The 16,573-nt window shown below is 70.9% G+C and carries 15 protein-coding genes; 10 read left to right on the forward strand and 5 right to left on the reverse strand.

Going from position 1 to position 16,573, the window contains the following annotated elements; all coding sequences use genetic code 11:
* The first annotated feature begins 83 nt into the window (after positions 1-83).
* From AB8M85_RS00875 to AB8M85_RS00890, 4 genes are all read left to right on the forward strand, one after another.
* Positions 84-1,064 carry an AAA family ATPase gene (locus AB8M85_RS00875; RefSeq protein WP_372696892.1) on the forward strand — a complete coding sequence of 327 codons (981 nt, stop codon included), beginning with the start codon at positions 84-86 and terminating at the stop codon, positions 1,062-1,064.
* A 17-nt stretch (positions 1,065-1,081) separates the two neighbouring features.
* Positions 1,082-2,506 carry a DUF58 domain-containing protein gene (locus tag AB8M85_RS00880; protein ID WP_372696893.1) on the forward strand — a complete coding sequence of 475 codons (1,425 nt, stop codon included), beginning with the start codon at positions 1,082-1,084 and terminating at the stop codon, positions 2,504-2,506.
* Positions 2,503-4,944, forward strand: a complete 2,442-nt coding sequence (locus AB8M85_RS00885; RefSeq protein WP_372696894.1) for a DUF3488 and DUF4129 domain-containing transglutaminase family protein — start codon at positions 2,503-2,505, stop codon at positions 4,942-4,944. Before AB8M85_RS00880 ends, AB8M85_RS00885 begins: the two co-directional genes overlap by 4 nt.
* Before the next feature lie 111 nt (positions 4,945-5,055).
* Positions 5,056-5,241 carry a hypothetical protein gene (locus tag AB8M85_RS00890; RefSeq protein WP_372696895.1) on the forward strand — a complete coding sequence of 62 codons (186 nt, stop codon included), beginning with the start codon at positions 5,056-5,058 and terminating at the stop codon, positions 5,239-5,241.
* 112 nt (positions 5,242-5,353) lie between these two features.
* Here AB8M85_RS00890 and AB8M85_RS00895 read toward each other — a convergent pair whose 3' ends face one another.
* Positions 5,354-6,835 (reverse strand): NAD-dependent succinate-semialdehyde dehydrogenase, encoded by a 1,482-nt coding sequence (locus AB8M85_RS00895; RefSeq protein ID WP_372696896.1) that lies wholly within the window; start codon positions 6,833-6,835, stop codon positions 5,354-5,356.
* A gap of 129 nt (positions 6,836-6,964) precedes the next feature.
* Positions 6,965-7,489: a DUF2231 domain-containing protein gene (locus AB8M85_RS00900; RefSeq protein ID WP_372696897.1), complete on the reverse strand. Its 525-nt coding sequence runs from the start codon at positions 7,487-7,489 to the stop codon at positions 6,965-6,967.
* A gap of 437 nt (positions 7,490-7,926) precedes the next feature.
* Between AB8M85_RS00900 and AB8M85_RS00905 the strand changes: the two genes are divergently transcribed.
* Genes AB8M85_RS00905 through AB8M85_RS00920 form a run of 4 tightly spaced genes read left to right on the forward strand, consistent with a single transcriptional unit; the run spans position 7,927 to position 9,414 of the window.
* Positions 7,927-8,151 carry a helix-turn-helix domain-containing protein gene (locus AB8M85_RS00905; protein ID WP_372696898.1) on the forward strand — a complete coding sequence of 75 codons (225 nt, stop codon included), beginning with the start codon at positions 7,927-7,929 and terminating at the stop codon, positions 8,149-8,151.
* Positions 8,139-8,540, forward strand: a complete 402-nt coding sequence (locus AB8M85_RS00910) for a HipA N-terminal domain-containing protein (RefSeq protein WP_372696899.1) — start codon at positions 8,139-8,141, stop codon at positions 8,538-8,540. The genes AB8M85_RS00905 and AB8M85_RS00910 overlap by 13 nt, the downstream gene beginning before the upstream one ends.
* Entirely contained in the window at positions 8,540-9,100 is a 561-nt protein-coding gene (locus AB8M85_RS00915; protein ID WP_372697682.1) for a HipA domain-containing protein, read from the forward strand. Before AB8M85_RS00910 ends, AB8M85_RS00915 begins: the two co-directional genes overlap by 1 nt.
* Complete coding sequence (locus AB8M85_RS00920) at positions 8,998-9,414, forward strand: HipA domain-containing protein (protein WP_372696900.1); 417 nt, start codon at positions 8,998-9,000, stop codon at positions 9,412-9,414. Before AB8M85_RS00915 ends, AB8M85_RS00920 begins: the two co-directional genes overlap by 103 nt.
* Before the next feature lie 22 nt (positions 9,415-9,436).
* Here the strand turns inward: AB8M85_RS00920 and rsmI are convergent, their stop codons facing one another.
* Positions 9,437-10,294 (reverse strand): 16S rRNA (cytidine(1402)-2'-O)-methyltransferase, encoded by an 858-nt coding sequence (gene rsmI, locus AB8M85_RS00925; protein WP_372697683.1) that lies wholly within the window; start codon positions 10,292-10,294, stop codon positions 9,437-9,439.
* Positions 10,295-10,371: 77 nt separating this feature from the next.
* Here rsmI and AB8M85_RS00930 point away from each other — a divergent pair, with 77 nt between their 5' ends.
* Together AB8M85_RS00930 and AB8M85_RS00935 are read left to right on the forward strand one after the other, a co-directional pair.
* Complete coding sequence (locus tag AB8M85_RS00930; protein ID WP_372696901.1) at positions 10,372-11,985, forward strand: dolichyl-phosphate-mannose--protein mannosyltransferase; 1,614 nt, start codon at positions 10,372-10,374, stop codon at positions 11,983-11,985.
* 55 nt (positions 11,986-12,040) lie between these two features.
* A complete protein-coding gene (locus AB8M85_RS00935; RefSeq protein ID WP_372696902.1) occupies positions 12,041-13,945 on the forward strand; it encodes a long-chain fatty acid--CoA ligase in 1,905 nt (634 codons plus the stop codon).
* 82 nt (positions 13,946-14,027) lie between these two features.
* On the opposite strand, the gene AB8M85_RS00940 is transcribed toward AB8M85_RS00935, so the two are convergent.
* Positions 14,028-15,512, reverse strand: a complete 1,485-nt coding sequence (locus AB8M85_RS00940; protein ID WP_372696903.1) for a TIGR01906 family membrane protein — start codon at positions 15,510-15,512, stop codon at positions 14,028-14,030.
* 33 nt (positions 15,513-15,545) lie between these two features.
* On the reverse strand, positions 15,546-16,538 hold the full coding sequence (locus tag AB8M85_RS00945; RefSeq protein WP_372696904.1) for a stage II sporulation protein M: 993 nt from the start codon (positions 16,536-16,538) through the stop codon (positions 15,546-15,548).
* Positions 16,539-16,573: the final 35 nt, after the last annotated feature.

The raw sequence follows: 16,573 nt of genomic DNA on the forward strand, positions 1-16,573 counted from the left end.
CTCCGCAGGGTGTCCCACGTCACGCCCGGGATGGGTAGGCTGGGCAGCAGGAACCCGCCGGAGCGAACGAGGGAGCACCCGCAGTGTCGACAGCCACGGATCTCGCGTTGCCCTCGGCGGAGGAGTTCGACGCCGTCACCACCCGCATCCTTCAGGCCATGGCCACCGTGATCGACGGCAAGGCCGAGGTCGCCCGGACCGCCTTGCGGGTGCTGCTCGCCCAGGGCCACCTGCTGCTGGAAGACGTGCCGGGGGTGGGCAAGACGCTGCTGGCCAAGACCCTGGCCCGCGTGGTGGACGCGAGTGTGAACCGCATCCAATTCACCCCCGACCTGCTGCCCTCCGACGTCACGGGCGTGTCGATCTACAACCAGGACACCCACGGGTTCGAGTTCCGCCGGGGCCCCGTGTTCGCGAACCTGGTGATCGGCGACGAGATCAACCGGGCCTCGGCCAAGACGCAATCGGCGCTGCTGGAGTGCATGGAGGAACACCAGGTGACCGTCGACGGGGCCACCTACGCGCTGGCCGAACCGTTCATGGTGATCGCCACGCAGAACCCCATCGAGCTGGAGGGCACCTTCCCGCTGCCCGAGGCCCAGCGCGACCGCTTCATGGCCCGGGTCTCCATGGGCTACCCGGACACCACCGCCGAGCTGGCCATGCTCCAGACCCACCAGTCCGAGTCCCCGCTGGGGCGGGTCCGCCCCGTGGTCGACGCCGAGACGCTGCTGCGGCTGATCGGCACCGTGCAGGCGGTACACGTCTCCGGCCCCGTCAAGGAGTACATCGTGGCGCTGGGCCAGGCCACGCGCACCCACCCGGACATCCGGCTCGGTGCCAGCCCGCGCGCGCTGCTCCAGCTGCTGCGGGCGGCCAAGGCCGAGGCCGCCCTGAATGGGCGCGACTTCGTGCTTCCGGACGACGTGGTCGCCAACTGCCCCTCGGTGCTGGCCCACCGCCTGGTGCTCCAGCGCCGGGCCGAGGTCGGCGGGATGACCGTGCAGGACCTCGTTGAGACGCTGCTGGCCCAGGTCCCGGTGCGCGCCCCGGCCCAGCGCTAGGGCAGCGGGAACACACGGTGGAGACAGGACGGGGCCCCGGGAACGACGGCGGATCCCTCCTGCCGCTGCGGGCCCGCCTCAAACCCGCGTTCCTGACCCCGCGCGGCTGGGCCCTGCTGGTCTGTGGTGCCGGGGCGCTGCTGCTGGCCTGGTTCCTGGGCCGGCGCGAACTGGTCAACATCGCCGTGTTCCTCCTGGCCGCACCGCTGCTCGCCGCCGCCGCGGTCAGCCTCGGACGCACCCGCGTGCACGTGCGGCGGACCTTCGAGCCGGATCCCGTTGCCGCCGGCTCCTCGACCGTCGTCACCCTCGCGGTGCACCATCCCCGGCCGCTGCCCGCCGGGACGGTCCTGGACGAACAGCTGCCCGCCGATTTCGGTAGCACGCCCTCGTTCACCGTCGACGGGGACGCCGAAGCGGCCGCCGACGGGAGGACCGCCAACGGGAGGACCGCCAATGGGACGACGGCAATCCACCGCTACCGGCTGCGCCCGACCCACCGCGGGGTCTACGCCGTCGGCCCCCTCCGGGCGCGGCTGGGCGATCCCTTCGGGCTGGCGGTGCGCCCGCTGTCCGTGGACCGCCCCTCGCCCTTGACCGTCGTCCCGCCAATCACCCATCTGCCACCCACCGGCGTGCTGGGCAGCATCGGCGCGCAGGGCACCGCGACCTCGCACCACCAGGCCACCCCCGAAAACGATGACGTCATGACCCGCGAATACCGCGACGGGGACTCCATGCGGCGCGTCCACTGGCCCGCCACCGCGCGGCACCAGACGCTGATGGTCCGCCAGGAGGAATTCCAGCGCACCCCACAGACCACGTTCGTCGTGGACACCCGGCTCGGGCCCTACGAAGGCAGCTACGTCGGCTCCGACGCGCAAACCGCGATCCCGAACTTCCTGGCCGCCCCCGGCACCACGACCGCCTGCTTCGACTGGACCATCCGCGCCGCCATCGGCATCGGCGCCCACCTGGCCTCGCTGGGCCACGAGCTCGACGTCCTGGACGAGACCGGCGCGCCGCTGGCCGGCCCCTCGGATGCCCCCCGCTCCGGCGGCTCCCGCGGCCCCGGCAGGTTCGCCGGCCCGGATGCCGCCGTGGACCTGCAGCTGGTCCTGGCCCCGGTCGGGCTGAAGCCCGCCGGCGCACCGGCGGACCCCACCCTGTTCGCGGCCGGCGCGGGGAGCCACCCGCTGCTGCTGTTCACCGGTGCCCTCACCGCGGAGCAGGCCGGGGCCTGGGTGCAGGCGATCGGCACCCACCGCCACGTCGTCGCCCTGGTCGTCGCCAGCCGCCCCGCCGGGGCCCGGACGGCGACCCGCACCTTCCGCGCGGCGGGATGGACGGCGCTGCCCACGGACCCTGCCACCGGACTGGTGGAGGCCTGGCTCGGACTGGCCGCCGGCGAACGGCGGGCCGGCCCGCAGGTGCGGCCATGACCACACTGGCCCCGGCACCTGCCCCACCGACGCCACCCCCGGCGCCCCCCGGCCGGAACCGGCGCCCCCGGGGAGCCCAGTGGCTGCTCTTCGCCGCCCTGCTCGCCGCCATCCTGGCGCCGGTCAGCGGCCTGTGGGACGTGATCGACGGCCGCCGCTGGTTCGACAACGCCACCGTCACCGTGGCCGCCACGCTGGCCGCCGCCACCCTCGTGCGCACCCTGGTCCGCCCGTATGCCGCGTCCTTCGGCGCCGCGGTCGCCGGGCTGGCCATGGTGCTGACCCTGCAGTTCTTCCCGGCCACGGCGGTGCTCGGCCTCCTCCCCACCGCCGAGACCCTGCGCCGGGCGCTCGCACTGTACCCCCAAGCCCAACAGGCAGTGCTCACCCAGTCGCAACCGGTGCTGCCCGAGGACCCGATCGTCTTCGTCACGTGCCTGGCCGCCGGGCTCACGGCCCTCATGGCACACCTGGTGGTCGTCGGACTGCGCGCCCCGGCCTGGGGGGCCGTGCCGCTCTCGGTCTTCCTGGTCGCCGCCTCGCTGGTCAAGACCGATGGTGCCGGCCTACTGCACGTGGGCCTGACGGCCCTGGGCTACCTGGCGGTGCTGGCCGCGGCACGGTTGGCCGCCGGTTCCACGGCGCCCCGGTCGGCCCTGCGTACCGGGGTGGCCCGCCAGGCGGCGGTGATCGCGGCCGGATCGCTGGCGCTGATGCTGCTGGTCCCGTTGGCGTTGCCCGGGTTCTCCCAGGGCGTGATGCCGCAGGGCCAGCGGCTGTACCTGTTCGGCAAACCCAGCGGCGTCAACCCCGTGCTGAACCTGGGCGTGAACCTGCGCGACCGCCTCGGCCTGACCAACATCACGTACTACACCGACTCGCCCGATCCGCTCTACCTGCGCACGGCCGTCATCTCCGACCTGGGTGCCGACCGCTGGGAGCCCAGCGACGTGGACGTCGACCGGGACACCACCACCGCCAACCTCCGTCCGGCAGCCGCGGGCAGGGTCCCGGGGGCCTCGTTGGCAGCGCCGGCCAGCACGACGACGGTGCACACCCGGATCGTGACGGGCAACTACCAGAGCCCCTGGCTGCCCATGCCCCGCGAGGCGATCCGGGCCACCGGCCTGGCCGGCATCTGGGGCTACAACCCGGACACCGAGACGATGTTCTCCGGTTCCCGGACCGCAAGCCTGGACCTGGACTACACCGTCACCTCCGAGGTGCCGGTCATCGATGCCGCGGCCCTGGAGGCCAGCTCGGCGATCCTGGCAGCGGACCCGGGGTACGCAGGCCGGCAACTGGCCCCCGCCTACACCGAGATCCCCGCCAACCTGCCCCGGGTCATCCCCGAGACCGCCCGCCGGATCACGCGCGCGGCCGGTGCCACCACGGCCTACGACCAGGCCGTGGCACTGCAAGAGGAATTGCGCAGCCCCGACTACACATACTCCGAGCAGACCCCGCTGGAGCAGGGCTACGACGGCAACGGAGTCGGCGTCGTCGAGGCCTTCCTGCAGCAGAAGTCCGGCTACTGCACCCACTTCTCCGCGGCCATGGCGCTGATGGCCCGCTCGCTGGGCATCCCCAGCCGCATCGTCGTCGGCTACGCCCCGGGCCGGACCAACGGGGCCAGCGCCCTGGGCACCGACGGCCAGCAGTGGGCCGGCTACGAACTGAGCGCCCGCAGCGCCCATGCTTGGCCCGAACTCTACTTCCCCGGCCTGGGCTGGGTGCCCTTCGAACCCACCCCGGGCCGCGGTACCACTCCCTCCTACGCCAGCGACAGCCCGGCGGGCGGGCCGCTGCCGGCACCGGCCGAGGACGACGCGCCGACCCGTCCGGCCACGGGCGGGGACAGCAGCCCCAGCGCCGAACCCTCCACGCCCGCCGCCGCCGGCTCCCAGGAAACCATGGACGACGCCGGTGCCTCCTGGGCGGCCCCGGCGGGGGCCATGCTGGTGGTGCTGGCCGGGCTCTTCGGACCCTTCGGGGTGCGGCGCTGGGCCCGGGCGCGGCGCCTGCGGCGCATCCGGCAACCGGTCGACTGGCGCGACGGGCCCCGGGCCGCCTGGCAGGAGCTGCTGGCGCTGGGGCGGGACTACGGGCTGGCCCAGCGACCCAGCGAAACGGACGCCGCCTACGCCCTCCGGCTCCAGGCACACCTGCCCGACGTGGCCCCCTCGGTGGGCAGGGTCCGCGAGGCCTACGAGCGGGCGGTCTTCTCCCGCGACGCCGGTCCGCGTCCGCAGCTGGTCCCCCGCGGCCCGGCCCTCGGCATCCACCGGCAACGGGCCACCCGCGAACTGCCGCTCGATGAGGCGCTGACCGCAGCGCTGGACGACATCGAACAGGAGCTCTCCGATGCGGCCACCCCGGGGCGCCAGTTCCTGGCCCGTGCGTGGCCGGTCTCGCTGCTGCGCAGCTGGGGGAGATGACGTCCACACCCCGCCTCTTTTGCCCGCGGACTCGATGTGTTTGGCTAGTGCTACAGCCAGGAGAATCGCGACCCCGGGGCGTTGACCTCGGGGCCAGAGGGAGGAAACACCATGTTGATCGGCCGCGCGAACATCCTTGAATACCTCACGTCCCATGGCGGCGGAGAGAAGGTGGAACAGGCGCAGCGGGATCTGCCCGAACAGGTGGACACCGAACGCGACAGCGCCATCCTGCAGGACCTCGGCCTCGCGGAGCAGGACATCGCGGCGCTGGACGAAGGCGGCTACGGCGGCTGACCCGCCAGAGTCCCCGGCTCCCGTGGACGTGCCACCAACCGGCAGGCTGATGGCAGGGGCGCCAGCCCCTGCCATCGGCTTCTGATCCTGCTTCCGGGATTCCCCTGTCGGATTACACCGCGTACGGGTCGGCGATGCCGATGTACTGGGCGGTGGTGTACTCGGCGATGCCCTCGGAGCCGCCCTCGCGGCCCAGCCCGGACTGCTTGACGCCACCGAACGGTGCCGCCGCGTTGGAGATGACCCCGGCGTTGAAGCCGACCATGCCGAACTCCAGCTGCTCGGAGACCCGGAACATGCGGTTGTAGTCGGCCGTGTAGAGGTAGGACGCCAGGCCGTATTCGCTGGCGTTGGCCAGGGAGATGGCCTCCTCCTCGGTCTCGAACGTGGTCACCGGGGCGACCGGGCCGAAGATCTCGCTGCGCAGGATCTCCGCATCGTTGGGGACGTTTGCCAGCACTGTGGGCTGGTAGAAGTAGCCGTCGCCCTCGTGTGGGGCACCGCCGGTGACGGCTTCGGCGCCAGCCTCGACGGCGGCGGTGACCAGGGAGTGCACGTCATCGCGGGCGCCGCCGTCGATCAGCGGGCCGACCGTCGAGACGTCCTCCGTGCCGCGGCCCAGGGTCAGCGCGCCCATGGCCTTGGCGAACTTGGCGGTGAAGTCGGCGGCAACTGACTTCTCGACCAGGAAGCGGTTGGCCGCGGTGCAGGCCTCGCCCATGTTGCGCATCTTCGCTGCCATCGCCCCCTCGACGGCCTGGTCCAGGTCGGCGTCGGCGAAGACCAGGAACGGGGCGTTGCCGCCGAGTTCCATGGAGGTGCGCAGAACGTTGTCGGCGGCGTCCTTGAGCAGCTGCTTGCCCACCGGGGTGGATCCGGTGAAGGAGACCTTGCGCAGGCGCGGGTCCTGCATGATCGGCCCGGAGATCCCCGATGCCGACTTCGAGGAGGTCACGTTCAGCACTCCGGCGGGCAGGCCGGCCTCCATCATCGTGGCGGCGAAGAGCTGGCTGGTCAGCGGGGTCAGCTTCGCGGGCTTGAGCACCATCGTGCACCCGGCGGCGACGGCGGGGCCGACCTTGCGGGTGGCCATGGCCAGCGGGAAGTTCCAGGGGGTGATCAGCAGGCAGGGGCCGACCGGCTTGCGCTGGACGAGGATCTTGTTCTTGCCCTCCGGGGTGGTGAGGTAGCGGCCGTAGTCGCGCACTGCCTCCTCGGAGAACCAGCGCAGGAACTCGGAGCCATAGGTGACCTCGCCGCGCGATTCGGCCAGCGGCTTGCCCATCTCCAGGGTCATCAGCAGGGCGAAGTCCTCGGCGCGGGCCTGGACCAGGTCGAAGGCACGGCGCAGGATCTCGGCGCGCTCCCGCGGTGCGGTGCGGGCCCAGGACGCCTGGGCGGCGTCGGCTGCATCCAGGGCCGCCATCGCGTCCTCGCTGGTGGCCGAAGCCAGGGTAGCCAGCACCTTGCCGGTGGCCGGGTCGTGGACGTCGAACGTGCCGCCGTCGGAGGCATCGCGCCATTCGCCGTTGATCAGCAGGCCGGTGGGCACGGTGGCGAGCAGTTCTGCTTCGCGCTCGGGGGTGATGGTCATCGTTGGTCTCTCCCACGTCAGGATGGATGGCGTTCTATCACCCGTCACGTTAGCGAGACGGGCGAGCCAGTGTAAATGCAGGGTTGCATCATGACGCCGGGGGGTTGTTGTGCATCCGCCCGGACGCCGCTAACGCCGGGCGGTCCCGCGGTTGAGCGCCAGGTGCCCGCCGAGGAATCCGGCTCCCGCGGCGACGGCGTTGCCGGCAATCCCGAGCCCTACCCCCAGGCGGTGGCGGCCCCGGGCCCGGGCGATGAGGGACCCCGCGAACAGGAAGATGGCGAGGTCCGTCCCCAGGGCGTGGACGGCCCCGATCCTGCGGTCCGCGCCCGTCATGCCCGCCCAGTCCCCGGCGCCGGCGAGCGCCGTCGGGACGGCGGCAACCAACCCGGCGGCGACGAGGACCAGGGAGCTGCGCCGCGCCGTGGGGCCGCCGGCCATGTCGAGGATGGTCGCACCGGTCCAGCAGCCGAGAGTGACGTCGGTGAGCATCGGGTGCAGGGAGTGGCCGAGGATACCGGTGTGGAACGGGCTGTTGCGGGCCCAGTCCAGGATCGGGCCATAGACCAGCTCCTGGGCGTCGGCGACCTGTTCGGAGGTCCGGCTGGTGCCGACCGCGTGCGTGATCCGCTGGGGAACGAGCAGTGCTTCCATCTGCCCACGTTACGGCGCCGGATTGGAGTTGCATAGGGTCGCGGATGGACAGCATTTTCGTCGCCGGTTCTATAGGCCACACTGTTCTGCGGTGAGGCCAGTTTGCGCAGATTCAGAGTACTCGAACAGGTGCCACCTGCCACCGCTGCAGCCGCGGATGTGAGCTCCTGCAATTCCGTCGGATCTCACTTCCGCACCGGAGTGACCGGGCGGTCAACGGCGATGATGCGGGGACCCGCAAGACGAGCGGTTGCGATGGCCAGAATGATCACGGCGAATGCATTGAAAAGATTCACGCACTCTTGGAGACCCATTGTCCCGCACGGCTCGTGGCACAGCCATACGCGCGTACGTGCCTCTCTGCCAAACTGCACGTACGTGCCAATTGGTTTGAATGCACGTATGTGCCACCGCAAACCAACTCGGAGGGAGGCCGCATGAGAACCACACGGGAATTCGGCATGGCCGTGCGCAGGATGCGCGAAGAGGCCGGCCTCAGCCGCGAGGAACTCGCCGAAAAGGCCGGTGTATCGCCCCGTTGCCTGTTCAATCTGGAGAAGGGGAAGCCCAACGTCGACTTTCCCCTGGTCTTGGAATGCTTCGATGCCCTCGGCGCCACCTTGCAGATCACCCACCGGGATGGTGGAGCGTGGCAATTCTGAACGTCCACCTCGATGGCATCCTGTCCGGACACCTGGAACGGACAAGATCCGGCGACACCACCTTCCACTATGAATCGGAAAACCGATCTCTTTCTTCGGCGACGCCCATCTCACTCTCCATGCCGCTGGCTTTCTCAAAGCACCCCAATCGTGTCGCTCGGCCGTTCTTCGGGGGCCTCATTGCGGATAACGACAAGGCCCGCCAGGCCACGGCCACCCGCTTCGGCGTCAGCCCGAACAACCCGTTCGGCCTTCTGGCGCATATGGGCGCCGACGTGGCTGGAGCCCTGCAAATCCTTCCCGAAGCGTCCACCCCACCGATGGCGCAGGTTGGTCCACGGATCTTGTCGTCCTCACGAACGCCGAGGTTCAGCAGGAGCTCGCGATGATGCTCGAGGAGTACCGCGACGGGCGCGCACCCGAGGGCCGGAGCTGCCTATTCGGCCTCGCCGGAGCGCAGGCGAAGACCGCCTTGTGCCTGACCGCGGACGGCCAGTGGGCCGCACCACGTGGATCCACGCCGAGCACCCACATCCTCAAACCCGTGTCCGGGGACTTCCGCCGCATCGACGTCGTCGAGCACCTCACCATGAAGGCCGCAGCCCACCTGGGACTCGACGTGGCCGAGACGTGGTTGGAGGACTTCGGCCCGGTCCAGGCATTCGTGACCACCCCGTACGACCGACGGGTCGAGGACGGTCGGTGGCGGCGCCTGCACCAGGAAGACCTGTGCCAGGCGCTTTCGGTCCCGCCCGCCAAGAAATACCAGCATGAAGACGGCGGGCCGGGTGTCGCAGAGGCGGGGCACTGTTTGCTGGCCTGCCGGAAGCCACCGACCGTGCCGCCGTGGCGACGGCGTTCTACAGGTGGCTGGTCTTCAATGTCACACTCGAGTGCACCGATGCCCACGACAAGAACTTCGCCCTCATGCTGGACGGGACCCGTGTAGCCGCATCGCCACTGTATGACTTGGCCACCTTCGCCCCCTACCGGCAGGAAGGCGCCACGACGTATTCGGCCATGAAAGTCGGCGGAGAATACCGGTTCGAGTCCATCAGCCCAACCACACTCGCAGCGGCGGCGAAGACCTTACGCATAGACTCCGGGTGGGCTGCGAAGGAGGTCGAGCGCATCCGTTCCCGGGCACTGGAGGCATTTGAATCGGTGCGGGATGAACTGGTGTCCACCCATCCCGCCACCCGTGAATTCGCCGACCACGTGGTCCTGTCGGTGTCCCGGATCGAACGGCTGGGCTGGATCTAGGATCCTACCGGGCTCGAGCCAATTACCGGCGGGCCTCCAGGACGGCGGCGTAGAGCTCGCGTTTGGGCAGGCGCTCGCGTTCGGCGATGGCGGCGACCGCGTCCTTGAGCCGCAGCCCGCCGCGCTCGAGCTCCTGGACGGAGGCCACATGGTCCACGGCCCGGGCCGGGGCGTCCTCCGCGGCACCGCCGACGACGACTGCGATCTCGCCGCGGACCTGCCCCTCGGCCCATTCGAGCAGTTCGAGCAGGGTGCCGCGGCGGACCTCCTCGTGCAGCTTGGTCAGTTCCCGGGCGACCGCGGCCCTGCGGTCCTGCCCGAACGCGTCGGCGAGCGCGCGGAGCATCGGGGCCAGGCGGTGCGGGGCCTCGAAGAAGACCATGGTGCGCCGTTCCTTCTCCAGTTCGGCCAGCCGGGAGGCCCGCTCGCCGGGTTTGCGCGGCAGGAAACCCTCGAACGTGAACCGGTCGGTGGGCAGCCCGGAGAGCGCCAGGGCGGTCAACACGGCCGAAGGGCCCGGGGCGGCGGTGACGACCAGGTCCTCGGCGACGGCGGCCTCCACCAGCCGGAAGCCCGGGTCGGAGACTGCCGGCATGCCCGCGTCGGAGACCATCAGCAGCGTCTTGCCTGCCCGGACCTCGGCGAGCAGTTCGGCGGTCTTCACGTCCTCGTTGTGCTCGTGGTAGCTCACCACGCGGCCGGCGACCTTCAGGCCCAGGGCCTGGGCCAGGTGGTGGAACCTGCGCGTGTCCTCGGCGGCGACGATGTCGGCGCTGGTCATCAGCTCGATGAGCCGCGGGGAGGCGTCCCCGAGGTTGCCGATCGGGGTCGCGGCCAGGACGATCTGGCCACCGAATCCCCCGGCCGCTGCGGGGGCGATGGACTCTGGCGTCGGGGCTGCGGGATCGTTGTTCACCGGGCCAGCCTACCGGTGGACGACGCCGGTAGAGTTGTGGCGTGAGCGCCCCGACAACGTCCCGCCCCCGCTGGGTCCAGACCCCCCGCTCGGCGTTCACGTACGAGGCACTGAAGACCAGGTTGCTGGGGGTGGCGGCACCGGCGTCGTACCTGAACTGGCTCATCCCGCTGGTCATCACCCTCATCGCCGGGGCCATGCGGCTGGTCAACCTGGATGAGCCGCACGCGCTGACGTTCGACGAGACGTACTACGTCAAGGACGCCTACACGATGATCTCGCACGGCCACCCGATGGAGTGGCCGGACGACCCCAACCAGGCGTTCATCGACGGCAACCCCGCGCCGCTGGACAGTGCCGAATACGTGGTGCATCCGCCGCTGGGCAAGTGGATGATCGCCGTCGGGATGCTGCTCTTCGGCACCGACAACGGGCTGGGCTGGCGGTTCTCGGCGGCGGTCGTCGGCACGCTGGCCGTCCTGCTGGTCACGCTGATCGCCCAACGGCTATTCAATTCGGTCACGCTCGGCGCGGTGGCCGGCGGGCTGAGCGCGGTGGACGGGCACCAGCTGGTGCTCTCGCGGACCTCCCTGCTGGACATCTTCCAGATGTTCTTCATCGTCGCCGCCTTCCACGCCCTGTTGTTGGACCGCACCCAGGGCCGGCGGATGCTCGCACGCAAGGTCGCCGCGGCGGTGGATCCTGCCACCGGCATGCCGCCTCCGGGGTTCCTGGACCATGGACCCTGGATGGCCTGGCGGCCGTGGCGGCTGGTGTTCGCCCTGGCACTTGGCGGCGGACTGGGCGTGAAGTGGTCGATGCTCTCCTTCGTTGCGGTGTTCTGCCTGCTCTCGGTGCTGTGGGACCTGCAGGCCAGGCGCGTGGTCGGCGTGCGCCACTGGTTCACCGCCGGCATCCTGCGCGACGGCGTCCCGGCGTTCTTCCTCATCATCCCGCTGACCGTGCTCACCTACCTGTCGACCTGGTCAGGATGGTTCGCCACCGCGGGCGGCTACGACAGGAACTGGGCCGCCGAGCACCCCGGCGAGGGGGTGGGCTGGCTGCCGGCTCCACTGCGCTCGTTGTGGGAGTACCACCGCAGCGCCTACGAGTTCCACCAGGGGCTCAGCTCCCCGCACTCCTGGGAGTCCGGACCGTGGACCTGGCTCTTCGCCGGGCGGCCGGTGCTCTTCTACTACCAGGGCAGCGAAGCCGGCGACCCCGGCTGCCCCACCGGCTCCTGCTCCACCGTGGTGACCGACCTGCCCAACCCGATCCTGTGGTGGGCCGCCACCCTGGCGCTGCTGGTGGTGCTGTTGTGGTGGGCCGGCCGCCGCGACTGGCGCGCCGGCGCCATCCTGGCCGGCATGCTGGCCGGGTTCGGCCCGTGGTTCATGTACTCGCAGCGGACCATGTTCTTCTTCTACACGATCACGTTTGAGCCCTTCATGGTCCTGGCGCTGGTCTTCGTGCTGGCCCTGGCGCTGGGCGGGGCCGGCACCACAGTGGCCCGACGCCGGGCCGGACTGCTCGGCGTGACCGCGTTCCTGGCGGTCGTGGTCCTGGTCTCGGCGTTCTTCTGGCCGGTGTGGACCGGGCAGACCATCCCCTACGAGGCGTGGCGGCTGCGCCTGTGGATGCCCAGCTGGGGCTGAGCCGGCGGATACGATCGAACCGAGCCAGAAGCACCCCGATCCCCCGGAGGACCCCATGCGCGAAGCCAGCACGACGCTGCGCACCCAGCTCGATCCGAGCTACAACACCAGCCAGCTGCTGGTGGACCGGCTGGCCCGCGGTGGCGGCGCCCCGATCCATTGCGTCAAGCGGGGGGACACCTGGTTCGACGTCTCGACCGCCGCCTTCACCGATACCGTGAGGGGCGTGGCCAAGTCCCTCATCGCCGCCGGCCTGGCCCCCGGGGAGAGCGTGGCGATCATGTCCCGCACCCGGTACGAATGGGCGGTCGCCGAACAGGCCATCTGGTTTGCCGGCGGGGTCTCCGTGCCGATCTACGAGACCAGCTCGGCCTACCAGGTCGAATGGATCCTGCGCGATTCGCGGGCCCGCGTGGTCTTCACCGAGGACGAGGCCCGGGCCGCCGTGGTCCGCTCCGCGGCGGCGGCCCTCGACGCGGACGTGCTCGTCCTCGGTTTCGACGCCCTCGCCGACGATGCCCCGGTGCCCGGCCCCGCCTCCCGGGATTCCGGGACGACGCCGGTGCCCGCCGATGCGGTCGCCTCCCCCGGGATCGCGGCGCTGGCCGCCGCCGGCCATGCCGGTGCGGTCACCGATGCGGCCGTGGAGGCGGCCCGCCGCTCCCGCGGCCTGGCCGACGTGGCGACCCTGGTGTACACCTCCGGCACCACGGGCCGGCCCAAGGGCTGCATGATGACCCACGGGAACTTCGCGGAGATCGCGGTGAACCTGGTGCCGCACATGCGCGAGGTCGTGGCCGAGGGCAGCCGCACCCTGATGTTCCTGCCGCTGGCCCATGTGCTGGCCCGTGCGGTCCAGCAGTGCTGCGTATACGCCGGGGTCACCGTCGGGCACACCGCGGGGGCCGCCGACCTGCTGGCGGACCTGCGGGACTTCCGCCCGGACTTCCTGCTGGCCGTTCCCCGGATCTTCGAGAAGATCCGCGCAGGCGCCTACGCAAAGGCCGAGGCCGCGGGCAAGGCCGGATTGTTCTTGGAGGCCGAACGCGTGGCGATCGCCGTCTCGCGGGCCCGGGACGCCCGCGCCCGGGGCCTGACCGGTCCCGCGGCCCGCGTGAAGCCCCTGGACCGGGCCAAACACGCCGTGTTCAACCGGGTTCTCTACCCGAAGCTGCGTGACGTGCTCGGCGGCCGGGCCAAGTACACGATCTCCGGGGCCAGCGAGCTGAACACGGACTTGGCGCACTTCTTCCGCGGGGCCGGCGTCGTGCTGCTGGAGGGCTACGGGCTGACCGAGACCACCGCCCCGGCGACCGTGAACATGCCGGCGAACACGCGGGTGGGCAGCGTGGGCATCCCGGTGCCGGGCACCACGGTGCGGATCGCCGCGGACGGGGAGGTGCTCATCCGCGGCATCGGCGTCTTCGCCGGCTACCACGACAACCCGGAGGCCTCGGCCGAATGCTTCGACGACGACGGTTTCCTGCGCACCGGGGACCTGGGCTCGTTGGATGGTGACGGGTTCCTGACCATCACCGGGCGCCGGAAGGACCTGCTGGTCACCGCCGGTGGGAAGAACGTTTCGCCCGGCCCGTTGGAGGAGCTCATCCGCAACTCCCGCCTGGTCTCCCAGGCCGTGGTGGTGGGCGAGGGCCGGCCCTTCGTCGGGGCCCTGGTCACCCTGGACGCCGAGGAGCTGCGCGTGTTCCAGCGGAACCGCGGCGCGGCGGCACTCGGCCCCGCCGAGGCGGCCTCCGACCCTGCGGTGCTGGCGGAAGTGCAGGCGGCCGTGGACGCGGCCAATGCCACCGTTTCGCGGGCCGAGGCCATCCGCAAGTTCATGGTCCTCGACGCGGACTTCACCGAGGCCTCCGGGCACCTGACACCGTCCCTGAAGCTCAAGCGCTCGGCCGTCCTGGAATCCCACCAGGCCCAGATCGAGGCACTCTACTCCCGGTAGGCCCCACCGGCTGCCGGCGCACGCACGGCGGGCCGCGGCCCGGGATTCCCGGGGCCACGGCCCGCCGTCGTCGTCTGCCTGCTCAGTCCAGGCCGAGGTCCCGGTTGACCTGCAGCAGCCGCGAGCGCTCGCGGCGCCGGCGTGTGGGCCAGGTGGTGATGAGGAAGACCAGCGAGGTCACCAGCACCAGGGCGGCGATGACGATGCCGGCGTCGATCCAGAACTGCGTGGGGTAGAGCCGGATCAGCGTGTCGTTGGCGTGGAAGGTCCAGTTGCCCTGCGAGAAGAAGAGTTCGTGGAAGTCCGTGAAGAAGGTCTGGAAGTTCAGCACGGCCAACACGGTCAGCACGATCATCACGACCAGCGTGGCCACCGACCCGGCGAAAAACGCCCGGCGCATGCCCCCGGCGTAGCGCCGCCCCAGGTACAGGCAGACCATGACGGCCAGCACGAACAGGATCGCCCCGGCCGCATAGCTGGCCCCGACGACGGCCTTCACGTCCGCCATGTGGGAGACCTCGGTGGCCAGGAACAGCGGGTTGCCGTTCGCGTCCATGAGGTTGCCCAGATAGGCCGAGGGAGCCGAGTTGTTGATGTAGTCGACCCCGTAGTTCCCGTACGTCAGCCGCTCGTCCGGGCTGAAGCCGTACATGTCGGCGGGGAATCCCGGACGGTGGTACTCCAGCCAGAGGAACCAAGGGCTTGCCACGACGCGGATGGCCGCGATGACCAGCATGAACGGGAAGGCGATCGCCAGCAGGGTCTGCACGACGCGAGCGAACATGGGCTTGGCGGTCAGGGCCGCTTCCCGGGCCTCGTGCCGGCGCTGGGCTTCGGGGTCCGCGTCGGCAGCGGGCTGGCGCGGGGTCCCGCCGCGGCGTTTGGCCGCCGCCACGGCATCCGTGCGCTGGGTCTCGTCGGCAGTGCCGGTGTCGGGTCCCGCCGTTCCGGCCGCAGCGGCCGCCCCTTCGCCAGTTGCGGCGGTGGTGTCGTGGTCCCCGGCGGCAGCCGGCTCGTCGGCTGGCCCACCGTCCGCCTCGCGGTCTCCGACCCCGTCTGCCGGGGCGGCTGCCTTCCGGTCGTCTGCCCCGGCGTCAGGCGTCGTGGGCATGGCGCGGGTCCCGGAGTCTTTCTGGTCCCACGCCGGCAGGGCCTGGGTGTGCGATGCGTCGTGGTCGGCTGCGACGGCCGCCGCTACCGGGGTTCCGTCCTCGCGTGAGCTGTCCTCGCGCGCAGCGTCTGCGCGGGCGGTGCCTGCCGGCACATCGTCAGGTTCCGCGTCCGAAGCGTCCGCGAAAGCCGATTCCCAGTCGTCGCGGCCCATGGCCGCCTCCCCCGACGTCTCCGACGCCGCCGCGGAACCGTCGGAACCAGCCGACTCGGTGGCATCGGCCGATGCGGCCTCGCCGCCGGCCGTCCCCGACTCGGGGTGGGCCGGCTCCGGGTCCTCCGGATCCGGGCCCTTGAGGAACTCAGGAAGTTCGGCGTCGGGAACCCGCGATGCCGGTCGAGGGCTCGGCCCGCCCGCCCGTTCGTCCCCGTCGGGCACGGCGTTCTTGTTCTCCATGGGTGTGTCCTTCCCTGTTCGCGTTCAAAGTCATCATGCGACGTCGACAGTTGCCCCGGCGTCGTACTGCCCCAGGTCCCCGCTGGCGCCTGCCTGCACGGCCCGCTTTCCGAGGACCAGCGTGTAGGTCCAATAGCCGGCCAGTACCAGCAGCCCGATGCCCAGCCGCATCCAGTGCGGCAGGTTGCTGGGCGTCACGAACCCCTCGACCAGCCCGGAGACGAAGAGCACCAGGACCAGGCCCAGTGCCACCGTCATCAGCGAACGGCCCTCCACGGCCAGCGACCGGATCCGTGTCCTGGGCCCGGGGGCGACCCACGCCCAGAAGATCCGCAGGCCTGCCGCCCCGGCGATGAAGATCGCGGTCAGCTCCATGAACCCGTGCGGCAGGATGTAGAGGAAGAACGTGTCCAGCTCCCCCAGGGCCGACATCGTCCCACCGGCCATGCCCACCGAGACGGCATTCTGGTAGAGCACGTATGGCACGTAGAGCCCGGTGATCCCGAACGCCACGCACATGCCGGCGATCAGCGCGTTGTTGGTCCAGACGGCGCCGGCGAACGAGGCCGCCGGGTTCTGGGAGTAGTAGTCGACGAAGTCGTGGTGCACGTACTGCTGCAGGTCCGCATCGGAGCCCATGGCCTTGAGCACCCCCGGCGTGTTCGCCGCCCAGAGCCCCGCGGCCACCCCTATCACGCAGAACAGCAGGCCCAGCACCACGGTCAGCACGCGGATCCGGTAGAACGCGGCGGGCAGCGAATAGACGAAGAACGTGGCGATCTCCTCCAGCAGCGAGGTCCGGGCACCGGTGAAGCGGGTGCGGGCGCGGGAGATGCGCGCCGAGAGGTCGGCGGAGACGATCGCGTCGGGTTCGATGGAGCTGACCAGCGACAGGTGGGTCGACACGCGCTCGTAGAGGCCGAGGAACTCGTCGGACTCGGCACCGGTCAACCGACGGCGGCCGGAGAGGACGTCGAGGCGGTCCCACTCCTGCCGATGCACGGCAACAAACGCGTCGAGATCCACCGTCCCAGCCTATCCCGGCGGTGTCGGCTAGATTG

This window comes from Arthrobacter sp. JSM 101049 (assembly GCF_041679245.1).
Lineage (GTDB): Bacteria > Actinomycetota > Actinomycetes > Actinomycetales > Micrococcaceae > Arthrobacter_H.

Coding starts and splice junctions, on each gene's coding strand:
- AB8M85_RS00935 (WP_372696902.1), top strand. CDS start 12,041: ATGCGCGAAGCCAGCACGACGCTGCGCACCCAGCTCGATCCGAGCTAC.
- AB8M85_RS00890 (WP_372696895.1), top strand. CDS start 5,056: ATGTTGATCGGCCGCGCGAACATCCTTGAATACCTCACGTCCCATGGC.
- AB8M85_RS00905 (WP_372696898.1), top strand. CDS start 7,927: ATGAGAACCACACGGGAATTCGGCATGGCCGTGCGCAGGATGCGCGAA.
- AB8M85_RS00895 (WP_372696896.1), bottom strand. CDS start 6,835: ATGACCATCACCCCCGAGCGCGAAGCAGAACTGCTCGCCACCGTGCCC.
- AB8M85_RS00900 (WP_372696897.1), bottom strand. CDS start 7,489: ATGGAAGCACTGCTCGTTCCCCAGCGGATCACGCACGCGGTCGGCACC.
- AB8M85_RS00885 (WP_372696894.1), top strand. CDS start 2,503: ATGACCACACTGGCCCCGGCACCTGCCCCACCGACGCCACCCCCGGCG.
- AB8M85_RS00940 (WP_372696903.1), bottom strand. CDS start 15,512: ATGGAGAACAAGAACGCCGTGCCCGACGGGGACGAACGGGCGGGCGGG.
- AB8M85_RS00915 (WP_372697682.1), top strand. CDS start 8,540: ATGCTCGAGGAGTACCGCGACGGGCGCGCACCCGAGGGCCGGAGCTGC.